Genomic DNA, 17,067 nt, shown 5'->3' with positions numbered 1-17,067 from the left:
GCTGGAGGCACCGCCGAGAGCCCGGGAGAACACCGTGATCGTCACCCTCATCGTCGCGGCCGAGGTGGCCTTCTGGGCCGTGCTCGCCCTCGGCCTCGCCACCCGCTACCTGCTGCGCCGCCAGCGGCTGAGCACCGTACTGCTGGTCGGCCTGCCCGTGGTGGACCTGACCCTGTTCGTCCTCACGGTGCTCGACCTGCGCGGCGGCGCCACCGCGAGCTGGACGCACGCGCTCGCGGCGAGCTACGCCGGTTTCTCGATCGGCTACGGGCCGTCCCTGGTCCGCTGGGCCGACCGGCACTTCCTGTACCGCTTCGCGGGCGGCCCCAAGCCGCGGCGCTCCCCCAAGTACGGCCCCGAGCGGACCCGCTACGAGTGGCAGATCTGCGGCCGGACCGTGGTCTCCGCCGCCATCACCCTCGCCCTGATCACCGCACTGGTCCCGCTCTCCGACGGCTCCGCCCGGTTCGACACCTTCACCGGCTGGTACCTGCGGCTGAGCATCGTGGCCGTGGTCAACGTGATCGTGGCCGCCTGCTACTCGCTCTGGCCCAAGGAGGCACCGGCCGGCGCCATCGTCGAGGACGGCCTGGTGGTCGGCTGGAAGGTCCCGCAGCAGCAGTAGCCCACGCGGGCCCGGGCCCGGCTCAGCGGTTCTCGCCGGGCACCCAGAGCACGTCGCCGCGCTCCTTGTTCGCCGAGCGGGCGAGGATGAACAGCAGGTCGGAGAGCCGGTTGAGGTACTTGGCGGTCAGCGGGTTGACGGTGTCGCCGTGTGCCTCGATCGCCGCCCAGGTGGACCGCTCGGCCCGCCGCACCACCGTGCAGGCCAGGTGCAGATAGGCCGCTCCGGCGGTGCCCCCGGGCAGGATGAAGCTGCGCAGCTTCTCCAGCGACTCCAGATAGTGGTCGCAGTCGGTCTCCAGCCGGTCGATGTACGACTGCAGGACCCGCAGCGGCGGGTACTTCGGGTCCTCGACGACCGGGGTGGAGAGGTCCGCCCCCACGTCGAACAGGTCGTTCTGCACCCGGACGAGCACCGCCACCACGTCCTCGGGCAGCGCGCCGGCGGCCACCGCCACCCCGATCGCCGCGTTCGCCTCGTTGGCGTCGGCGTACGCGACCAGGCGCGGATCGGTCTTGGTGGTCCGGCTCATGTCACCCAGCGCGGTGGTGCCGTCGTCGCCGGTACGGGTGTAGATACGCGTCAGATTGACCATGCGGCCCAGCCTAGCCGCGAGGTTAGGCGGCGTTAACCCTTCCCTCGGGGAGTCTCGTCGCTACGCGACGTTGACTCTCTGCCCGGGCGGGGCCGCCTCGAGCCAGGCCAGGAAGCCGGTCAGGGCGTCGTCGCTCATCGCCAGCTCCAGCGGGGCGCCGTTGTGCAGGCAGCGGAGCACGACCGAGCCGGAGAGCAGGGCCAGCTCCTCCTGCCCCTCGGGGTAGCGCCGGCCGAGCACCTCGATCTCCCGGCGGGGCAGTACCCGGCGCGGGCGCGGGGCGTACGAGAAGACCCGGAACCACTCGATCGAGTCACCGCTGTACCGGCCGATACCAAAAACCCACCCCTTGCCATCGGTCTGTGGGACCGGGGCCGAGGTGGGTTTGCCGTTCTCGTCGAGGTCGGGCTGCGTCGAGGCGTCGGCGGGCATTTTGAGCCGGTAACTGCAGTCGAACGTGCCGCCGACCCGCTGGATCACCCGGCGTCGTACCGCGAATGCCACGAGGCCGATCACACCCAGGGCCACGACCGCCGCACACACCACAAGGGCGAGGACCATGCTCACCTACCTCCTCGCTACCCGCGTTCCCCGTATGTCGGTCCTATCAAGCGACCGCGTTGACCTACCAACTGAGACGACAGTCCCGGGGTCACGCTCGCGCGTCCCCGGGACCGTCGGTCGACCCCTCAACCGAGGGGTCTGGTGCGACTCAGGCGTGGGCCTTGAGGCCGCGCGCCGCGAACAGGCGGACCTCCGCGCGCCGCTCGGCGTGCTCGTCCAGGGAGGACTGTGCCTGCTCCAGCGCGCGCTCGGCCCGCGCGACATCGATCTCGTCCGCCAGCTCGGCGATCTCCGCGAGCAGAGACAGCTTGTTGTCGGCGAAGGAGATGAACCCTCCGTGCACCGCGGCGATCACGGTGCCGCCGTCCACCGTGCGGATGGTGACCGGGCCGGTCTCCAGCACGCTCAGCACCGGGGTGTGACCCGGCATGATGCCGGTGTCACCGGAGGCCGTACGGGCGACAACGATGGTGGCCGCACCGGACCACACCTTGCGGTCGGCTGCGACCAGCTCGACGTGCAGCTCAGCCAACGTGGGCTCCTAGGCTCATGCAACGCCCGATTACTCGGGAGTTTCGGTAAGAATAACGGGCCCGCGCCTCCGGCATGAAACCGGCGGCCCGGATTTGACCGGAATCACAGCCGATGCGACGTGAGGGGTGGGTCCCAGGGCTGGGGCCCACCCCTCACGGTCACTCAGCTGCTACCGGCCGCGACTACTTCTTCGCGAGCTCGGCGGCGTTCTTCTCGAGGTCCTCGATGCCACCGCACATGAAGAAGGCCTGCTCGGGGATCGAGTCGTACTTGCCGTCCGCGATCGCGTTGAAGGCCTCGATGGTCTCCGACAGCGGCACGGTCGAGCCGTCGACGCCGGTGAACTGCTTCGCCACGTAGGTGTTCTGCGAGAGGAAGCGCTCGATGCGACGGGCACGGTGGACGATGACCTTGTCGTCCTCGCTCAGCTCGTCGATGCCGAGGATCGCGATGATGTCCTGGAGGTCCTTGTACTTCTGCAGGATCCCCTTGACGCGGATGGCCGTGTCGTAGTGGGTCTGCGCGATGTAGCGCGGGTCCAGGATGCGGGACGTGGAGTCCAGCGGGTCGACGGCCGGGTAGATGCCCTTCTCGGAGATCGGACGGGAGAGAACCGTCGTCGCGTCGAGGTGGGCGAAGGTGGTGGCCGGCGCCGGGTCGGTCAGGTCGTCCGCGGGAACGTAGATCGCCTGCATCGAGGTGATCGAGTGACCGCGGGTCGAGGTGATGCGCTCCTGCAGGAGGCCCATCTCGTCGGCCAGGTTCGGCTGGTAACCCACCGCGGAGGGCATACGGCCGAGCAGGGTCGACACCTCGGAACCGGCCTGGGTGAACCGGAAGATGTTGTCGATGAAGAGCAGAACGTCCTGCTGCTCCACGTCACGGAAGTACTCCGCCATGGTCAGCGCGGAGAGCGCGACGCGCAGACGGGTGCCCGGCGGCTCGTCCATCTGGCCGAAGACCAGCGCGGTCTTGTCCAGAACGCCCGAGTCGACCATCTCGTCGATCAGGTCGTTGCCCTCACGGGTACGCTCACCGACACCGGCGAAGACCGACACACCACCGAAGTTCTCGGCGACGCGGTAGATCATCTCCTGGATCAGAACGGTCTTACCGACACCGGCACCACCGAACAGACCGATCTTGCCACCGGTCACGTACGGGGTGAGCAGGTCGATGACCTTGATGCCGGTCTCGAACATCTCGGTCTTGGACTCGAGGTCCTTGAAGTCCGGGGCCTTGCGGTGGATCGGCCAGCGGACCTCCACCTGCGACTCGAACTCGGCCTTGTCGACGTTCAGCACCTCACCGAGGGCGTTGAAGACCTTACCCTTGGTGATCTGGCCGACCGGGACGGAGATCGCCGAACCGGTGTCGGAGACCTGCGCGCCACGGACGAGACCGTCGGTCGGCTGCATCGAGATGCCGCGGACCACGCCGTCGCCGAGGTGCTGGGCGACCTCGAGGGTCAGGGTCTTCTTGCCCGTGCCGTCGGGGTTGTCCACCTCGACGTGCAGGGCGTTGAACATGTCCGGAATCGCGTCGACGGGGAACTCCACGTCGACGACCGGGCCGATGACCCGCGCGACGCGGCCCGTCGCCGTGGTCGGCTCAACAGTGGTGGTCATTCTCATTCGCTCCCGCGGCTAGCGTCGGCGAGGGCGTTGGCACCGCCGACGATCTCGCTGATTTCCTGGGTGATCTCGGCCTGACGGGCCGAGTTGGCAAGCCGCGTGAGCGACTTGATGAGCTCGCCGGCATTGTCGGTCGCGCTCTTCATCGCGCGCCGGCGAGCGGCGTGCTCCGAGGCGGCCGACTGCAGCAGCGCGTTGTAGATCCGGCTCTCGACGTACCGCGGCAGCAGCGCGTCGAGGACGCCCTCCGCCGACGGCTCGAAGTCGTACAGCGGGAAGATCTCCGCCTTGGCCGGCTTGTCGTCGCTGAGCTGGACCTCGTCCAGCTTCAGCGGCAGCAGCCGGGCGTCCACCGCGGTCTGGGTCAGCATCGACTCGAACTTGGTGGAGACCAGGTGGAGCTCGTCGACGCCGCCCGTCTCGGCCGTGAAGGCCTCGATCAGGTCGACCGCCACGGCCTTCGCGTCACCGTAGGTCGGCTTGTCGGAGAATCCCGTCCACGAGCCCGCGATCGCAAGATCGCGGAAGTTGTAGTACGAGACGCCCTTGCGGCCGACGATGTACGTCACCACGTCCTTGCCCTCGGCGCGAAGCTTCGCGCTGAGCGCGATGGCCTGCTTGATGGCGTTGGTCGAGTAACCGCCCGCCAGGCCGCGGTCCGCCGTGATCAGCAGGACGGCGGCGCGCGAGGCGTTCGGGTTCTCGGTGGTGAGCGGGTGCTTGGCGTTGGACCGGGTGGCCACCGCCGTCACCGCCCTGGTGAGCTCATCGGCGTACGGAGTGGAGGCGGCCACCGCGCGCTGCGCCTTGACGATGCGCGACGCGGAGATCATCTCCATCGCCTTGGTGATCTTCTTCGTCGCGGTGACAGAGCGGATCCGGCGCTTGTAGACCCGAAGCTGTGCTCCCATGGGTCGTTACGTCCTTTCCCTCGCTACCGGACTCAGGCCTGCTCGCCGAGCAGCTTGCCGTCGGCGGTGGTGAAGCCCTGCTTGAAGGCGGCGATCGCCTCGGTCAGCGCGTCGACGGTGCCGTCGGCCAGCAGACCGGTCTCGACGATGCCGGCCAGCAGGTCCTTGTGCTGCAGACGCAGGTGGTCCAGGAACTCGCGCTCGAAGCGGCGGATGTCCGCGACCGGGACGTCGTCCAGCTTGCCGGTGGTGCCGGCCCAGATGGAGGCGACCTGCTCCTCGACCGGGAACGGCTGGTACTGGCCCTGCTTCAGCAGCTCGACCATGCGCGCACCGCGCTCCAGCTGGGCCTTGGAGGCCGCGTCCAGGTCGGAACCGAAGGCGGCGAACGCCTCCAGCTCACGGTACTGGGCGAGGTCCAGACGCAGACGGCCGGCGACCGAACGCATGGCCTTGATCTGGGCGGAGCCACCGACGCGGGAGACCGAGATACCGACGTTCACGGCCGGGCGGATGCCGGCGTTGAACAGGTCGGACTCCAGGAAGCACTGGCCGTCGGTGATGGAGATGACGTTGGTCGGGATGTACGCCGAGACGTCGTTGGCCTTGGTCTCGATGATCGGCAGACCGGTCATCGAGCCGCCGCCGAGCGCGTCGTTCAGCTTGGCGCAGCGCTCCAGCAGACGGGAGTGCAGGTAGAAGACGTCACCCGGGTAGGCCTCGCGGCCCGGCGGGCGGCGCAGCAGCAGGGAGACGGAGCGGTAGGCCTCGGCCTGCTTCGACAGGTCGTCGAAGATGATCAGGACGTGCTTGCCGTCGTACATCCACTCCTGGCCGATGGCGGAGCCGGTGTACGGAGCGAGGTACTTGAAGCCGGCCGGGTCGGAGGCGGGAGCGGCCACGATGGTGGTGTACTCCAGCGCGCCGGCCTCCTCCAGGGCGCCGCGGACGGACGCGATGGTGGAGCCCTTCTGGCCCACGGCGACGTAGATGCAGCGGACCTGCTTCTTCGGGTCGCCCGAGCGCCAGTTGTCACGCTGGTTGATGATCGTGTCGACGGCCACCGCGGTCTTGCCGGTCTGGCGGTCACCGATGATCAGCTGGCGCTGGCCGCGGCCGATCGGGGTCATCGCGTCGATGGCCTTGATGCCGGTCTGCAGCGGCTCCTTGACCGACTTGCGGGCCATGACGCCCGGAGCCTGCAGCTCCAGGGCGCGGCGGCCGCTGGACGCGATGTCGCCCAGGCCGTCGATCGGGTTGCCCAGCGGGTCCACGACGCGGCCGAGGTAGCCCTCGCCGACCGGCACGGAGAGGACCTCGCCGGTGCGGCGCACCGTCTGGCCCTCTTCGATGCCGCCGAACTCACCGAGGATGACGACACCGATCTCGCGGGTGTCGAGGTTCAGCGCGAGGCCGAGCGTGCCGTCCTCGAACTTCAGCAGCTCGTTCGCCATGACCGAGGGCAGACCCTCGACATGCGCGATACCGTCCGCCGCGTCAGTGACCGTGCCGACCTCTTCACGCGAGGCGGCGTCCGGCTGGTACGACTGGACAAAGTCGGCCAGCGCGTCCCGGATCTCCTCCGGACGGATCGTAAGCTCCGCCATCAGGCTTCCCTGCTCTCCTAGTTTGCGATCCTCGGCCCGCCATTGAGGGCCGCAAGTATTCGACTCTCGGCCGGGTCTCTCGAACCGGCCGTACGATTTGCCGGCTCCGGGGGGAGCCGGTTCCCGACCGAGGGTCGGATGTGCTTCGGTGCTCAGCCTTCGAGCGACTGGCGAGCGCCTTCGAGGCGGCTCGACACGGTGCCGTCGATGATCTCGTCGCCGATCTGCACCCGGACACCGCCGACGACCTCGGGGTCGACATCGATGTTCAGGTGGACCTGGCGGCCGTACAGCCGGCCCAGAGCACCGGTGAGGCGCTCCTTCTGGCCGTCCGACAGCGGCACCGCGGTGGTGACCAGGGCCACCACGCGCCCGCGCCGCGAGGCGGCGAGCTTCGAGTAGGACTCCAGGCCCTGCTCCAGGCTACGGCCACGCGGGTTGGTGACCAGGGCCGTGACCAGCCGGACGGTGCCCGCGTTGGCGCGGCCGCCGAGCAGCTTCTTGACCAGGGCCGCCTTGGCGACGGTGCCGGCCTTGGGCTCGGTCAGCGCGGAACGCAGCTCGTGCGTGCCCGTCGCCACCCGGCCGAACCGGAACAGCTCGTCCTCGACGTCGTCCAGGACACCGGCCTTCTCGGCGGCGATGACCTCGGCGTACGCGGCCAGCTGCTCGGTGGCGTCGACCAGGTCGCGCGAGCCGGACCAGCGGCTGCGAACCAGGCCGGAGACCAGGTCGACGGTCTCACCGGAGACCTGCCCGGACAGCAGCGAGGAGAGCAGCTGGGCCTTGTCCTGGCCGGACCGGGAGGGGTCCGTCAGCACGCGGCGGAGCGACACCTCACGGTCCAGGAGGACCGTGACGGCGGTGAGCTCCTCGGCCAGCTTGACCGCGTCCACCGAGGTGGAGTCGGTCAGGCCTTCGAGGTTCTGCCGCCCGGCGGCGAGGGCCTCGCGGCTTGCGCCGATCACTTGGCCGCACCCTGAGCAACGGCGGCCTTGGCCTCCAGCTCGTCCAGGAAGCGGTCGATCACGCCGCTCTGCCGGGCGTGGTCCTCAAGGGACTCACCCACGATGCGGGAGGCCAGCTGGGAGGCCAGCGAACCCACGTCCTGGCGCAGGGCGGCAGTCGCCTGCTTCTTGTCGGCCTCGATCTGGGCGTGGCCGGCCGCGACGATGGCCTCGCGCTGGCGCTGGCCCTCCTCGCGCATCTCGACGAGCTGGGCGGCGCCCTGCTCGCGAGCCTGCTCGACGATGCGAGCAGCCTCGTGACGCGCCTCGGCGAGCTCGGCGCGGTACTGCTCAAGCAGGGCCTGAGCCTCGGCCTGAGCGGCCTCGGCTCGCTCCATGCCGCCCTCGATGGCGTCCCGGCGCTCCGACAGCACCTTCTCGATGCTGGGGAGGAGCTTCTTGCCGAGCAGACCGAAGACGATGAAGAAGCAGAGCAGGCCGATGATGATCTCGGGCCACGCGGGGAGGAGAGGATTCATCTTCTCCTCGGCCGCAAGCTGGGCCACGACGCTCATATCTGGACCTTCCTCGAATGGGTCTACGGCGGGATTACTTGTTGCCGAAGACGAACGGCATGACGATGCCGATGAGGGCGAGCGCCTCGGTCAGCGCGAAGCCGATGAACATGTTGGAGCGGATCAGACCCGCGGCCTCGGGCTGACGGGCCATGGCCTGGACACCGTTACCGAAGATGAGACCGACGCCGATGCCGGGGCCGATGGCGGCGAGGCCGTAGCCCAGGGAGGCGACGGAACCGTAGACAGTGCCCTCAGCGAGGAAGCTCATTGCAGTTGTCCTTTGCAGGGTGGTGAACCGGTGGTGATTGGCCACCGGGCGGTCCGGGAGGTTTGGTTCGGGGAGGGGCCGTGGCCCCCTGGCTCAGTGCGCCTCTTCGAGGGCACCGGCGATGTAGCTGCTGGCCAGCATCACGAAGATGTAGGCCTGCAGGAACTGGACCAGCAGCTCGAAGGCGGTGAGGCCGACGGCGACGATGAACGAGGCCGAGCCGTACAGCGCGCCCAGGGTCGGGCTGAGCAGGTACCAGGAGGCGATGGAGAACATCACGATCAGCAGGTGGCCGGCGAACATGTTCGCGAAGGCTCGGACCGCGAGCGTGAAGGGCCGCACGAAGATGTTCGAGAAGAACTCGATCGGCACCAGGATGAACATGACCCAGCCGGGGATGCCCGAGGGCCAGCAGAGGTTCTTCAGACCGCCGACGAAGCCGTGCTTCTTGAAGGTCAGCGTCATGTAGGTGATCCACACGACGGCCGCGAGGCCGGCCGGGAACGCGATCGCCGCCGTCACCGGGAACTGGGCGAACGGGATGATCGACATGATGTTCATCAACCAGATGAAGAAGAACATCGAGACCAGCATCGGGACGTACTTCTCGCCCTTTTTGCCGATCGTCTCCAGCACGATGGAGCGCTTGACGAAGTCGTAGCCGATCTCACCGACCAGCTGCAGCTTCCCGGGGACCAGCCGCGGCTTGGCGAAGGCGGCCCAGAAGAAGACGACCACCAGCAGCGCGACGACGATCGAGAGCAGCATCGGCTTGTTGAACTCGACGCTGCCGATCGAGAAGATCGGCTGGAACTGGAACTCGTTCAGACCCGGGGCCGGGAAGCCACAGCCAGCGTCCCCGAAGTGGCAACTGCCTGAGGCGAGGGACGTGAGTTCAGCACTCACCACGGACTCCTTCGTCGTGACGCATGGTTACGGCAACCTCGGTGTGTCGGCGTGGCCTGCGACCACGTAGCGGCACTGGAACTTGATGGGTTTCTCGCAGACCCCGCGCGGCAGTGCGCTGCACCACAGCGGGATCATCGAAGACGGCGCGGATCCGGGGGGCGATCCGTCCGTCAGGCGGACAGACCAGGCCTCTTCCCGTACTCCGTTGCTGCGACGGACGATAGCAGCCCGTCAGGACGGCATAAACACCGCCCCCCTCGTTGGGGGGACAGTCTGGCCTCGTCACTGTTGACGCCCCGAGTCGGAAGGCTTGTCGCCCTTGTTTTCGGAGGCGTCGGGGTCGACGTAGAAGGTCTTGGCCTTGAGTGCGCCGCGCACCTGGAAGCCCGTCCAGATCAGGGCGCAGCCCAGCAGCGTGAAGGCGAAGGCCTGCCGGTTGAAGAGTTCGGTGTCCTTGAAGACCGCGAGGACGATACCGACCAGCAGGATCTGAGTGGTGTAGACCAGGAGCGCCGCGGCCATCATGATCTGCGGGTTCGACCTGGTCAGCCGGTCGAGTGCGACCTGGCCGAAGCTGAAGAAGGCCATCACCAGCAGCGTTCCGAAGAGAGCGCCGAGCAGCCCCTTGCTACCCGCGACGGCAAAGGAGATCACCATCGCGATGATTCCGGCGACCGCAGTGGGGATCGCGGCGCCTCGGAGGATCCGGGCGTCGTTGGACGGCATGTCGGCAACTCCGGCGGCATGTCGGGTGGCGGGGGGACGGGCACAGAACGTGGTGGGTGACACCGGACCGAAAGGCCGCCGCAGGCCGGCCGCTTGGCGGCGAGCCCGTCGAGGGAGACCGACCAGGGACGGAAGTCCTCCACCTGTCAGGTCTTTCGGCGTGTTCTCGGTACTCGTGAACGGTATCACAAACTATTTGATGAGAGCTTTACCATGAATATGTGGCACCTGTCACACTGATGGCCCAACGATGCAGCCATCCGGGTGAAGCGGCGTGACGTCTCGTCAACTCGCCCGCTAGCCACGGCCGGTACCGCGTCCGCGACCGCCGACCGCGGACGAGCCGCCGTCCAGACCGCCGAGCAGTTCCTTGTCCTTCGCGGACAGCTCGGCCATCGGCGCGGAGGTCGGCGGGGTCGGGCCCTCGCCGCTGCCGCCGGTGGCAGCGCTCTCCGTACCGCCACTCTCCGTGACGCCGCCGCCTGTGGCGCCGCTGCCCGTGGCGGTGGCCCCGGCGGCGGTCCCGGCGGCCGGGGCGGTGTCCGCGACGGCCCGGGCCGGCTTGCGGCGGCGGTAGCGCGGCGGGACGAAGGCCTGCACGGCCCGCGGGGCGCGCGGGCGGAACTGCGGGGTCAGCAGCACCACCAGGCCGACCAGGCAGAGCCCGGCCAGGGTCAGCACCACCGTGCGGCCGGTGTTGGTGACCGAGAAGGCGACGGTGCCGAAGGCGATCAGCGCCGCCCAGAAGTACATGATCAGCACGGCCCGGCTGTGCGAGTGGCCGACCTGGAGCAACCGGTGGTGCAGGTGCCGCTTGTCGGCGGCGAACGGCGACTGGCCGGCCCAGGTGCGGCGGACCACGGCGAGCAGCAGGTCGGCCAGCGGCAGCGCGATGACCGTCAGCGGCAGCAGCAGCGGGATGTAGATCGGCACCAGGGCGTGCACGGTGGCGGTCAGCGATCCGGTCTCGCTGGTGATCAGGTCGGGGTCGACCCGGCCGGTGATGGAGATCGCGGCGACGGCGAGCATCAGGCCCAGCATCATCGAGCCGGAGTCGCCCATGAAGATCCGGGCCGGGTGCAGGTTGTGCGCCAGGAAACCGAGGCACATGCCGATCAGCAGCACGCTGAACAGCACGGCGGGGGCCGCGTCGTTGATCGAGTAGCCGTACCAGAGCCGGTACGAGTAGAGGAAGAAGGCCATCGCGGCGATGCAGACCATGCCGCCGGCCAGGCCGTCCAGACCGTCGATGAAGTTCACCGCGTTGACCATGACGACGACCATGGTGACCGAGATGACCATGCCCTGGGTGGGACTGACCGCGACCGCGCCGAAGCCGGGCACCGGGATCGTGATCACGGTGACGCCCTGCCAGACCATCACACCGGCGGCGATCATCTGGCCGCCGAGCTTCACCAGCGCGTCCACGCCCCATTTGTCGTCGAGCACGCCGAGCAGCCACATGATCCCGGCGCCGGAGAGCAGCGCCCGGATGTCGGTGCCCTCGGAGAAGATCTTGCTCAGGTTGTCCAGCTGGGAGGCCACCAGGATGCCCGCGCAGAGGCCGCCGAACATGGCGATGCCGCCGAGTCGCGGCGTGGGCTCGCGGTGCACGTCACGGGCGCGGACCGGCGGCATCGCGCCGGCCGCGATCGCGAACTTCCGTACCGGGCCGGTCAGCAGGTAGGTGACGGCCGCGGTGCAGAACAGCACCAGCAGATACTCACGCACCACTGGCCTCCTGCGTCACTGTCCAACGGGTGGGTACCGAAAGTACCCCCGTGCCTGTCCGGGGTTCGAGGTGGGTCGCCACGGCACACACCTTATTGAGTCGGACGCGTGGGGTGTGCATCGCGGTTCGCCCTGGCGGGTAGGTAAGTCGGATGTCTGTGCTCCGGTCGCTCTCACCGGCGGTCGGCGAAGGCCTGCGCGAGCTCCCGGACCCGGGCGCCGGTCCGGGCGTCCGCGCCCTCCGTGAGCAGACGGCCGATCAGTCCGGCGATCTCCGCGAGCTCGGTCTCGCCCATGCCCTGCGAGGTCACGGTGCCGGTGCCGAGCCTGATCCCGGACGCCTCGGCGGGTGGCGCCGGGTCGTACGGCAGTGCGCTCTTGCCGAGCATCAGTCCGGCCGCGGCGCAGCGGCGCTCGGCCTCGGCTCCGCTGACGCCCAGCGGGCCGACGTCGGCGGTGACCAGATGGGTGTCGGTGCCGCCGGTCAGCGGGCGCGCACCGGCCGCCGCGAGCCCGTCCGCCAGCACCCGGGCGCCGGCCACCGTGCGCAGGGCGTACGCGCGGTAGCCGGGGGTGCCCGCCTCGGCCAGGGCGACGGCCTTGCCGGCCACCTCGTTCATCGCGGCGCCGCCCTGGCTGAACGGGAACACCGCCCGGTCGATCCGCTCGGCCAGCTCGGCGATACAGAGCAGCAGGCCGCCGCGCGGACCGCGGAGGAGCTTGTGGGTGGCGGCGACGGTGACGTCCACGTACGGCACCGGGGAGGGCGCCGCACCGGCCGCGACCAGGCCGGTGGTCTGTGCGACGGAGGCGATCAGATAGGCGTCGACCTCGTCGGCGATCTCCCGGAAGGCGGCCCAGTCGGGGTGCCGGGGGTAGGAGATGGATCCGGCCACGATCGCCTTGGGGCGGTGGAGCCGGGCGAGTTCGCGGACCTGGTCGAGGTCGATCAGGCCGTCGTCCCGGCGGACCCCGTAACCGATGAACTCGAACCAGCGGCCGGAGAAGTTGGCCCGCGATCCGCAGCTGAGGTGACCGCCGTGCTCCAGCGACATCGCCAGCACCACGTCGCCCGGCCGCAGCAGCGCCGCGTAGGCCGCCAGCATCGCCGAAGTGACCGAGCGGGGCTGGACATTGGCGTGCGGGGCGGAGAACAGCTCGCGGGCCCGGTCGATCGCCAGCAGCTCGGCGGCGTCCGCGAGCGCGCAGCCGGTGTGGTGGCGCCGGCCCGGGTAGCCCTCGGCGTACTTGTCGATCAGCGGGCCGGAGAGCGCCGCCAGTACCGCCGCGCTGGTGAGGTTCTCCCCCGCCAGCAGCTGGATCGTCTCGGCCCGCCGCTCGGCCTCGGCGGCGAGCAGGTCGGCCAGCTGCGGATCGGCCCGGTGCAGCGCCTCGGACGCCCAACGGCGCCCCGTCGTCTCGGTGGAGCCGGTCGCGGCATCGGTGACGGTCATGGCGGGGCTCCCGGGCAGGGTCCGTGGCGTGCCTCCCGACCGGAGGCAGGGGGTCTCTCCAGCGTATGACCGGGCCTCCCGGCCGTCCTGCCGACGCGAGGCCGGTGCACCCGGCCGGACGCCGGGAGGGGCGCCGGGGCCAGAGCACCGGTGAGGCACGGAGTTACAGCCCCGGCCCCTGTTTCACACCCGCGCGGGCACTCCGGTGAGCGCGGTGACCACCGGGTCCACCGCGTGGAATATCTCCTCGCCGCAGTTGCGGAACATCCCGATCGGCGCGCCGTACGGGTCGTGCACCTCGTCCGACTCCGGGCTGGCGGCGAGCAGCCAGCCGCGCAGCGCGGCGGCGGCCCGGACCAGCGCGCGGGCACGCTCGGTGACGTCGGCGCCGCGACGCGGGTCGGGCAGGGTGCCCGGGTCGATCGTCCGCACCAGGCGGGTGAACTCCTTCAGGGTGAAGGTGCGCAGGCCCGCCTCGTGGCCCATCGAGATCACCTGGGCGCGGTGGTCGAGGGTCGCGGTGAGCACCAGGTCGGCCTCGACCACGTGCTCGTCCAGCAGCTCACGGCCGGCGAAGCCGCCGCTGTCGGCGCCGTACTCGTCCAGCACCGTGGCGGCGTGCTCCTCCATCGGCGCGCCCTCGTGGCCCCAGGTGCCGGCGCTCTCCACCAGGATGCGCCCGGCCACCCGGGGGCTGAGCCGGGTGTCCAGCTCACGCCGGGTGAGCCGCTCGGCGATCGGCGAGCGGCAGATGTTGCCGGTACAGACGAACAGGATCCGGAAGTGGTCCAGCGGCCGCGGGCCCACGCTCAGGTACGGCGATATGCCGGGCCCGGCATGGAGGGAGGCGGCCGTCAACTGCCGGCCTCCAGGTCGGGGACGACCTCCCTCAGCTGCTCGGCGCTGATCGCGCCGGCCCGCAGCAGGACCGGGACCTTGCCCGTGACGTCGACGATCGAGGAGGCGGTGGCGTGGTCGGCCCGGCCGCCGTCCAGGTAGACGGAGATGGCGTCGCCGAGCTGCTGCTGGGCCTCGTCGCAGGTGCTCGGGGACGGTCCGCCGGTCCTGTTGGCGCTGGAGACGGCGAGCGGGCCGGTGGTGTTCAGCAGCTCGATCGCGACCGGGTGCAGCGGCATCCGGACGGCGACGGTGCCCCGGGTCTCGCCGAGGTCCCAGCGCAGCGAGGGCTGGTGCCGGGCGACCAGGGTGAGCCCGCCCGGCCAGAAGGCGTCGACCAGCTCCCAGGCCTGTTCGGAGAAATCGGTGACCAGGCCGTGCAGGGTGGTCGGCGAGCCGACCAGCACGGGCGAGGGCATGTTGCGGCCCCGGCCCTTGGCGGCCAGCAGGGCGGCGACGGCCTCCGGCGAGAAGGCGTCGGCGCCGACCCCGTAGAGGGTGTCGGTGGGCAGCACGACGAGTTCGCCGCGGCGGATGGCCGAGGCGGCCTCGCGCAGGCCGGTGGCGCGGTCCCCGGTGTCGGCACAGTCGTAGCGGCGGCTCATCGGTGCGGTCCCCTTCCGAGATTGCTCATTACAGCGATGCCTTGCGCGCCGTGGTGAAGCGCGGGCGGTTGTTGAGGTCGCGGTGGTCGGCTGCGTCCGTCCAGCCGCCCTCCTCGTTGAAGATCCACGGCACCTGGCCGCCCTGGGTGTCGGCGTGCTCGATCACCACGGCCCCACCCGGGCGCAGCAGCCGGGCGGCGACCCGCTCGATGCCGCGGATGGTGTCCAGCCCGTCCTCGCCGGAGAACAGCGACATCTGCGGGTCGTGGTCGCGGGCCTCCGGCGCGACGTACTCCCACTCGGTGAGGGGGATGTACGGCGGGTTGGAGATCACCAGGTCGAAGCGGCCGTCCCAGGAGCGGTCGTCCTCGAAGGCCCGGGTGGCGTCACCGGCGTGCAGGGTGACGCGGGCCCGGTCGGAGCTGGCCTCGATGTTGCGCCGGGTGTACCGCAGCGCGCCCTCGTCCAGTTCGAAGGCGTGCACGGTGGAGCGCGGCAGCTCCTGGGCGAGGGCGAGGGCGATGGCGCCGGAGCCGGAGCAGAGGTCGACCACCAGCGGCTCGGCGACGTCCATGTCCCGGACGGCGTCTATGGCCCACTCGACGACCGACTCGGTCTCCGGGCGGGGCACGAAGACCCCGGGGCCGACCTCCAGCTCCAGATAGCGGAAGAACGCCCGGCCGGTGATGTGCTGCAGCGGCTCGCGCGCCTCCCGGCGGGAGACGGCCTCCCAGTAGCGGGCGTCGAAGTCGGCGTCCTTGACCGTGTGCAGCTGGCTGCGCTTCACGTTGTGGACGTGTGCGGCGAGTTCCTCCGCGTCGAAGCGCGGCGACGGTACGCCGGCCGCGGCCAACCGCTGGGTGGCCTGGGCCACCTCGGCGAGCAGCAGGTTCATCCGTACGACCTCTTGTTTCTGCGCTCCGGCCTGGCTGCCGGTCTCAGTTCTGTTGGGCCGTGGCGAGCTTGGCCGCCGCGTCCGCGTCGACGCAGGACTGGATCACCGCGTTCAGGTCGCCGTCCAGGACCTGGTCCAGGTTGTACGACTTGAAGCCCGTGCGGTGGTCCGAGATGCGGTTCTCGGGGTAGTTGTACGTCCGGATCCGCTCGGAGCGGTCCACCGTGCGGACCTGGCTGCGGCGCGCGTCCGAGGCCTCGCGCTCGGCCTCCTCCTGCGCGGCGGCCAGCAGCCGCGAACGCAGGATACGCATGGCCTGCTCCTTGTTCTGCAGCTGGCTCTTCTCGTTCTGGCAGGAGGCCACGATACCGGTCGGGAGGTGGGTGATCCGGACGGCGGAGTCGGTGGTGTTGACCGACTGGCCGCCGGGGCCCGACGAGCGGTAGACGTCGATCCGCAGGTCGTTGGCGACGATCTCGACCTCGACCTCCTCGGCCTCGGGGGTGACCAGCACGCCCGCCGCGGAGGTGTGGATCCGGCCCTGGGACTCGGTGGCGGGGACGCGCTGCACGCGGTGCACACCGCCCTCGTACTTCAGCCGGGCCCAGACGCCGTGGCCGGGCTCGGTGCTGCCCTTGGTCTTCACGGCCACCGAGACGTCCTTGTAGCCGCCGAGGTCGGACTCGTTGGAGTCGATGATCTCGGTCTTCCAGCCGACCCGCTCGGCGAAGCGCAGGTACATCCGGAGCAGGTCGCCGGCGAACAGCGCGGACTCCTCGCCGCCCTCACCCGCCTTGACCTCCAGGATGACGTCCTTGTCGTCGTTCGGGTCGCGCGGCACGAGGAGCAGCCGCAGCTCCTCGGTCAGCTCCTCGCGGCGGGCCTCGGATTCCTTCACCTCGGCGAGGAACTCCGGCTCCTCGGCGGCGAGTTCGCGAGCGGCCTCGATGTCCTCACCGGCCTGCTTCCAGGCGCGGTAGACGCGGGTGATCGGGGTCAGCTCGGCGTACCGCTTGGCCAGCTTGCGGGCGTTCGCCTGGTCGGCGTGGACCGAGGGGTCGGCCAGCCTCGTTTCGAGGTCGGCGTGCTCGGCGAGGAGCTCTTCGACTGCCTCGAACATGGAGTGGCCTTCTTCCCGTGAGATCCGGTGGTGTGGGGGCGCGCGAGCACCGTGGGACGCGAACGGCGCCGGCCCCCGACGCCCCCGGAACGAGTACGGGGGCGTCGGGGACCGGCGCCGAGGGAGCGCTAGGCCTTCGCGCTGTGCTGCTTGCCGAAGCGGGCCTCGAAGCGGGCCACGCGGCCACCGGTGTCGAGGATCTTCTGCTTGCCGGTGTAGAACGGGTGGCACTGCGAGCAGACCTCGGCGCGGATCTCGCCACTGGCCTCGGTCGAGCGAGTGGTGAACTCGTTGCCGCAGGTGCAGGTCACACGGGTGACCACGTACTCGGGGTGAACGTTGGGCTTCAAGGGGTTCTCCTAGTGTTCGGGAGGGCACCGGGTCGGCGACTTGAATGCCGCACGTGAACCGGGACCGACGGACCAGTCTGCCAGGACCGGCCGCTTCTTCCCAAACCGGGTCCGGTC

General features: G+C 69.9%; 19 protein-coding genes. 1 reads left to right on the top strand and 18 read right to left on the bottom strand.

Annotated features, from left to right (window positions below; genetic code table 11):
* Positions 1 to 34 precede the first annotated feature (34 nt).
* Complete coding sequence (locus tag AB0P06_RS03730; RefSeq protein ID WP_363604817.1) at positions 35 to 625, top strand: hypothetical protein; 591 nt, start codon at positions 35 to 37, stop codon at positions 623 to 625.
* 22 nt (positions 626 to 647) lie between these two features.
* Here AB0P06_RS03730 and AB0P06_RS03725 read toward each other — a convergent pair whose 3' ends face one another.
* From AB0P06_RS03725 to rpmE, 18 genes are all read right to left on the bottom strand, one after another.
* Entirely contained in the window at positions 648 to 1,220 is a 573-nt protein-coding gene (locus AB0P06_RS03725; protein ID WP_363604815.1) for a cob(I)yrinic acid a,c-diamide adenosyltransferase, read from the bottom strand.
* Positions 1,221 to 1,280: 60 nt separating this feature from the next.
* Positions 1,281 to 1,781, bottom strand: a complete 501-nt coding sequence (locus AB0P06_RS03720) for a DUF2550 domain-containing protein (RefSeq protein ID WP_329489620.1) — start codon at positions 1,779 to 1,781, stop codon at positions 1,281 to 1,283.
* A gap of 151 nt (positions 1,782 to 1,932) precedes the next feature.
* Positions 1,933 to 2,316 carry a F0F1 ATP synthase subunit epsilon gene (locus AB0P06_RS03715; protein WP_363604814.1) on the bottom strand — a complete coding sequence of 128 codons (384 nt, stop codon included), beginning with the start codon at positions 2,314 to 2,316 and terminating at the stop codon, positions 1,933 to 1,935.
* 184 nt (positions 2,317 to 2,500) lie between these two features.
* Positions 2,501 to 3,946 (bottom strand): F0F1 ATP synthase subunit beta, encoded by a 1,446-nt coding sequence (atpD, locus tag AB0P06_RS03710; protein ID WP_363604812.1) that lies wholly within the window; start codon positions 3,944 to 3,946, stop codon positions 2,501 to 2,503.
* 2 nt (positions 3,947 to 3,948) lie between these two features.
* The gene (locus AB0P06_RS03705; RefSeq protein WP_363604811.1) at positions 3,949 to 4,863 is read right to left on the bottom strand and encodes a F0F1 ATP synthase subunit gamma; all 915 of its coding nucleotides are present in this window, start codon (positions 4,861 to 4,863) and stop codon (positions 3,949 to 3,951) included.
* A 32-nt stretch (positions 4,864 to 4,895) separates the two neighbouring features.
* Complete coding sequence (gene atpA, locus AB0P06_RS03700; RefSeq protein WP_363604809.1) at positions 4,896 to 6,470, bottom strand: F0F1 ATP synthase subunit alpha; 1,575 nt, start codon at positions 6,468 to 6,470, stop codon at positions 4,896 to 4,898.
* A gap of 152 nt (positions 6,471 to 6,622) precedes the next feature.
* On the bottom strand, positions 6,623 to 7,438 hold the full coding sequence (locus AB0P06_RS03695) for a F0F1 ATP synthase subunit delta (RefSeq protein WP_363604807.1): 816 nt from the start codon (positions 7,436 to 7,438) through the stop codon (positions 6,623 to 6,625).
* Positions 7,435 to 7,992 carry a F0F1 ATP synthase subunit B gene (locus AB0P06_RS03690; RefSeq protein WP_363604805.1) on the bottom strand — a complete coding sequence of 186 codons (558 nt, stop codon included), beginning with the start codon at positions 7,990 to 7,992 and terminating at the stop codon, positions 7,435 to 7,437. Before AB0P06_RS03690 ends, AB0P06_RS03695 begins: the two co-directional genes overlap by 4 nt.
* 34 nt (positions 7,993 to 8,026) lie before the next feature.
* Positions 8,027 to 8,263 (bottom strand): ATP synthase F0 subunit C, encoded by a 237-nt coding sequence (gene atpE / locus AB0P06_RS03685; RefSeq protein ID WP_363604803.1) that lies wholly within the window; start codon positions 8,261 to 8,263, stop codon positions 8,027 to 8,029.
* A gap of 93 nt (positions 8,264 to 8,356) precedes the next feature.
* Positions 8,357 to 9,169: a F0F1 ATP synthase subunit A gene (atpB, locus tag AB0P06_RS03680; RefSeq protein WP_363604801.1), complete on the bottom strand. Its 813-nt coding sequence runs from the start codon at positions 9,167 to 9,169 to the stop codon at positions 8,357 to 8,359.
* Positions 9,170 to 9,454: 285 nt separating this feature from the next.
* On the bottom strand, positions 9,455 to 9,898 hold the full coding sequence (locus AB0P06_RS03675; RefSeq protein WP_363604799.1) for a hypothetical protein: 444 nt from the start codon (positions 9,896 to 9,898) through the stop codon (positions 9,455 to 9,457).
* A gap of 297 nt (positions 9,899 to 10,195) precedes the next feature.
* Positions 10,196 to 11,629 carry an MraY family glycosyltransferase gene (locus AB0P06_RS03670; protein ID WP_363604798.1) on the bottom strand — a complete coding sequence of 478 codons (1,434 nt, stop codon included), beginning with the start codon at positions 11,627 to 11,629 and terminating at the stop codon, positions 10,196 to 10,198.
* A 173-nt stretch (positions 11,630 to 11,802) separates the two neighbouring features.
* On the bottom strand, positions 11,803 to 13,083 hold the full coding sequence (locus AB0P06_RS03665) for a serine hydroxymethyltransferase (protein ID WP_363604796.1): 1,281 nt from the start codon (positions 13,081 to 13,083) through the stop codon (positions 11,803 to 11,805).
* Between the two features lie 183 nt (positions 13,084 to 13,266).
* Positions 13,267 to 13,908 (bottom strand): protein-tyrosine-phosphatase, encoded by a 642-nt coding sequence (locus tag AB0P06_RS03660; RefSeq protein ID WP_363604907.1) that lies wholly within the window; start codon positions 13,906 to 13,908, stop codon positions 13,267 to 13,269.
* Between the two features lie 29 nt (positions 13,909 to 13,937).
* Entirely contained in the window at positions 13,938 to 14,585 is a 648-nt protein-coding gene (locus AB0P06_RS03655) for an L-threonylcarbamoyladenylate synthase (protein WP_363604794.1), read from the bottom strand.
* 28 nt (positions 14,586 to 14,613) lie between these two features.
* Positions 14,614 to 15,480, bottom strand: coding sequence for a peptide chain release factor N(5)-glutamine methyltransferase (prmC, locus tag AB0P06_RS03650; protein WP_363604793.1), 867 nt, complete (start codon positions 15,478 to 15,480; stop codon positions 14,614 to 14,616).
* Positions 15,481 to 15,523: 43 nt separating this feature from the next.
* Complete coding sequence (prfA, locus tag AB0P06_RS03645) at positions 15,524 to 16,600, bottom strand: peptide chain release factor 1 (RefSeq protein WP_363604792.1); 1,077 nt, start codon at positions 16,598 to 16,600, stop codon at positions 15,524 to 15,526.
* A 128-nt stretch (positions 16,601 to 16,728) separates the two neighbouring features.
* Complete coding sequence (gene rpmE / locus AB0P06_RS03640) at positions 16,729 to 16,950, bottom strand: 50S ribosomal protein L31 (protein WP_363604790.1); 222 nt, start codon at positions 16,948 to 16,950, stop codon at positions 16,729 to 16,731.
* Between the last annotated feature and the right edge of the window lie 117 nt (positions 16,951 to 17,067).

This window comes from Kitasatospora sp. NPDC088351, from assembly GCF_040685575.1.
In the GTDB taxonomy this organism is placed as follows: domain Bacteria; phylum Actinomycetota; class Actinomycetes; order Streptomycetales; family Streptomycetaceae; genus Kitasatospora.
Note: the sequence above shows the minus strand (reverse complement) of the source record. Positions and strands in the feature narration are given on the sequence as shown.

Bases quoted from the DNA above. Each gene is read 5' to 3' on its own strand.
- AB0P06_RS03725 (WP_363604815.1), bottom strand. From the start codon at position 1,220: ATGGTCAATCTGACGCGTATCTACACCCGTACCGGCGACGACGGCACC.
- AB0P06_RS03720 (WP_329489620.1), bottom strand. From the start codon at position 1,781: ATGGTCCTCGCCCTTGTGGTGTGTGCGGCGGTCGTGGCCCTGGGTGTG.
- atpD (WP_363604812.1), bottom strand. From the start codon at position 3,946: ATGACCACCACTGTTGAGCCGACCACGGCGACGGGCCGCGTCGCGCGG.
- AB0P06_RS03705 (WP_363604811.1), bottom strand. From the start codon at position 4,863: ATGGGAGCACAGCTTCGGGTCTACAAGCGCCGGATCCGCTCTGTCACC.
- atpA (WP_363604809.1), bottom strand. From the start codon at position 6,470: ATGGCGGAGCTTACGATCCGTCCGGAGGAGATCCGGGACGCGCTGGCC.
- AB0P06_RS03690 (WP_363604805.1), bottom strand. From the start codon at position 7,992: ATGAGCGTCGTGGCCCAGCTTGCGGCCGAGGAGAAGATGAATCCTCTC.
- atpE (WP_363604803.1), bottom strand. From the start codon at position 8,263: ATGAGCTTCCTCGCTGAGGGCACTGTCTACGGTTCCGTCGCCTCCCTG.
- AB0P06_RS03675 (WP_363604799.1), bottom strand. From the start codon at position 9,898: ATGCCGTCCAACGACGCCCGGATCCTCCGAGGCGCCGCGATCCCCACT.
- AB0P06_RS03665 (WP_363604796.1), bottom strand. From the start codon at position 13,083: ATGACCGTCACCGATGCCGCGACCGGCTCCACCGAGACGACGGGGCGC.
- AB0P06_RS03655 (WP_363604794.1), bottom strand. From the start codon at position 14,585: ATGAGCCGCCGCTACGACTGTGCCGACACCGGGGACCGCGCCACCGGC.
- prmC (WP_363604793.1), bottom strand. From the start codon at position 15,480: ATGAACCTGCTGCTCGCCGAGGTGGCCCAGGCCACCCAGCGGTTGGCC.
- prfA (WP_363604792.1), bottom strand. From the start codon at position 16,600: ATGTTCGAGGCAGTCGAAGAGCTCCTCGCCGAGCACGCCGACCTCGAA.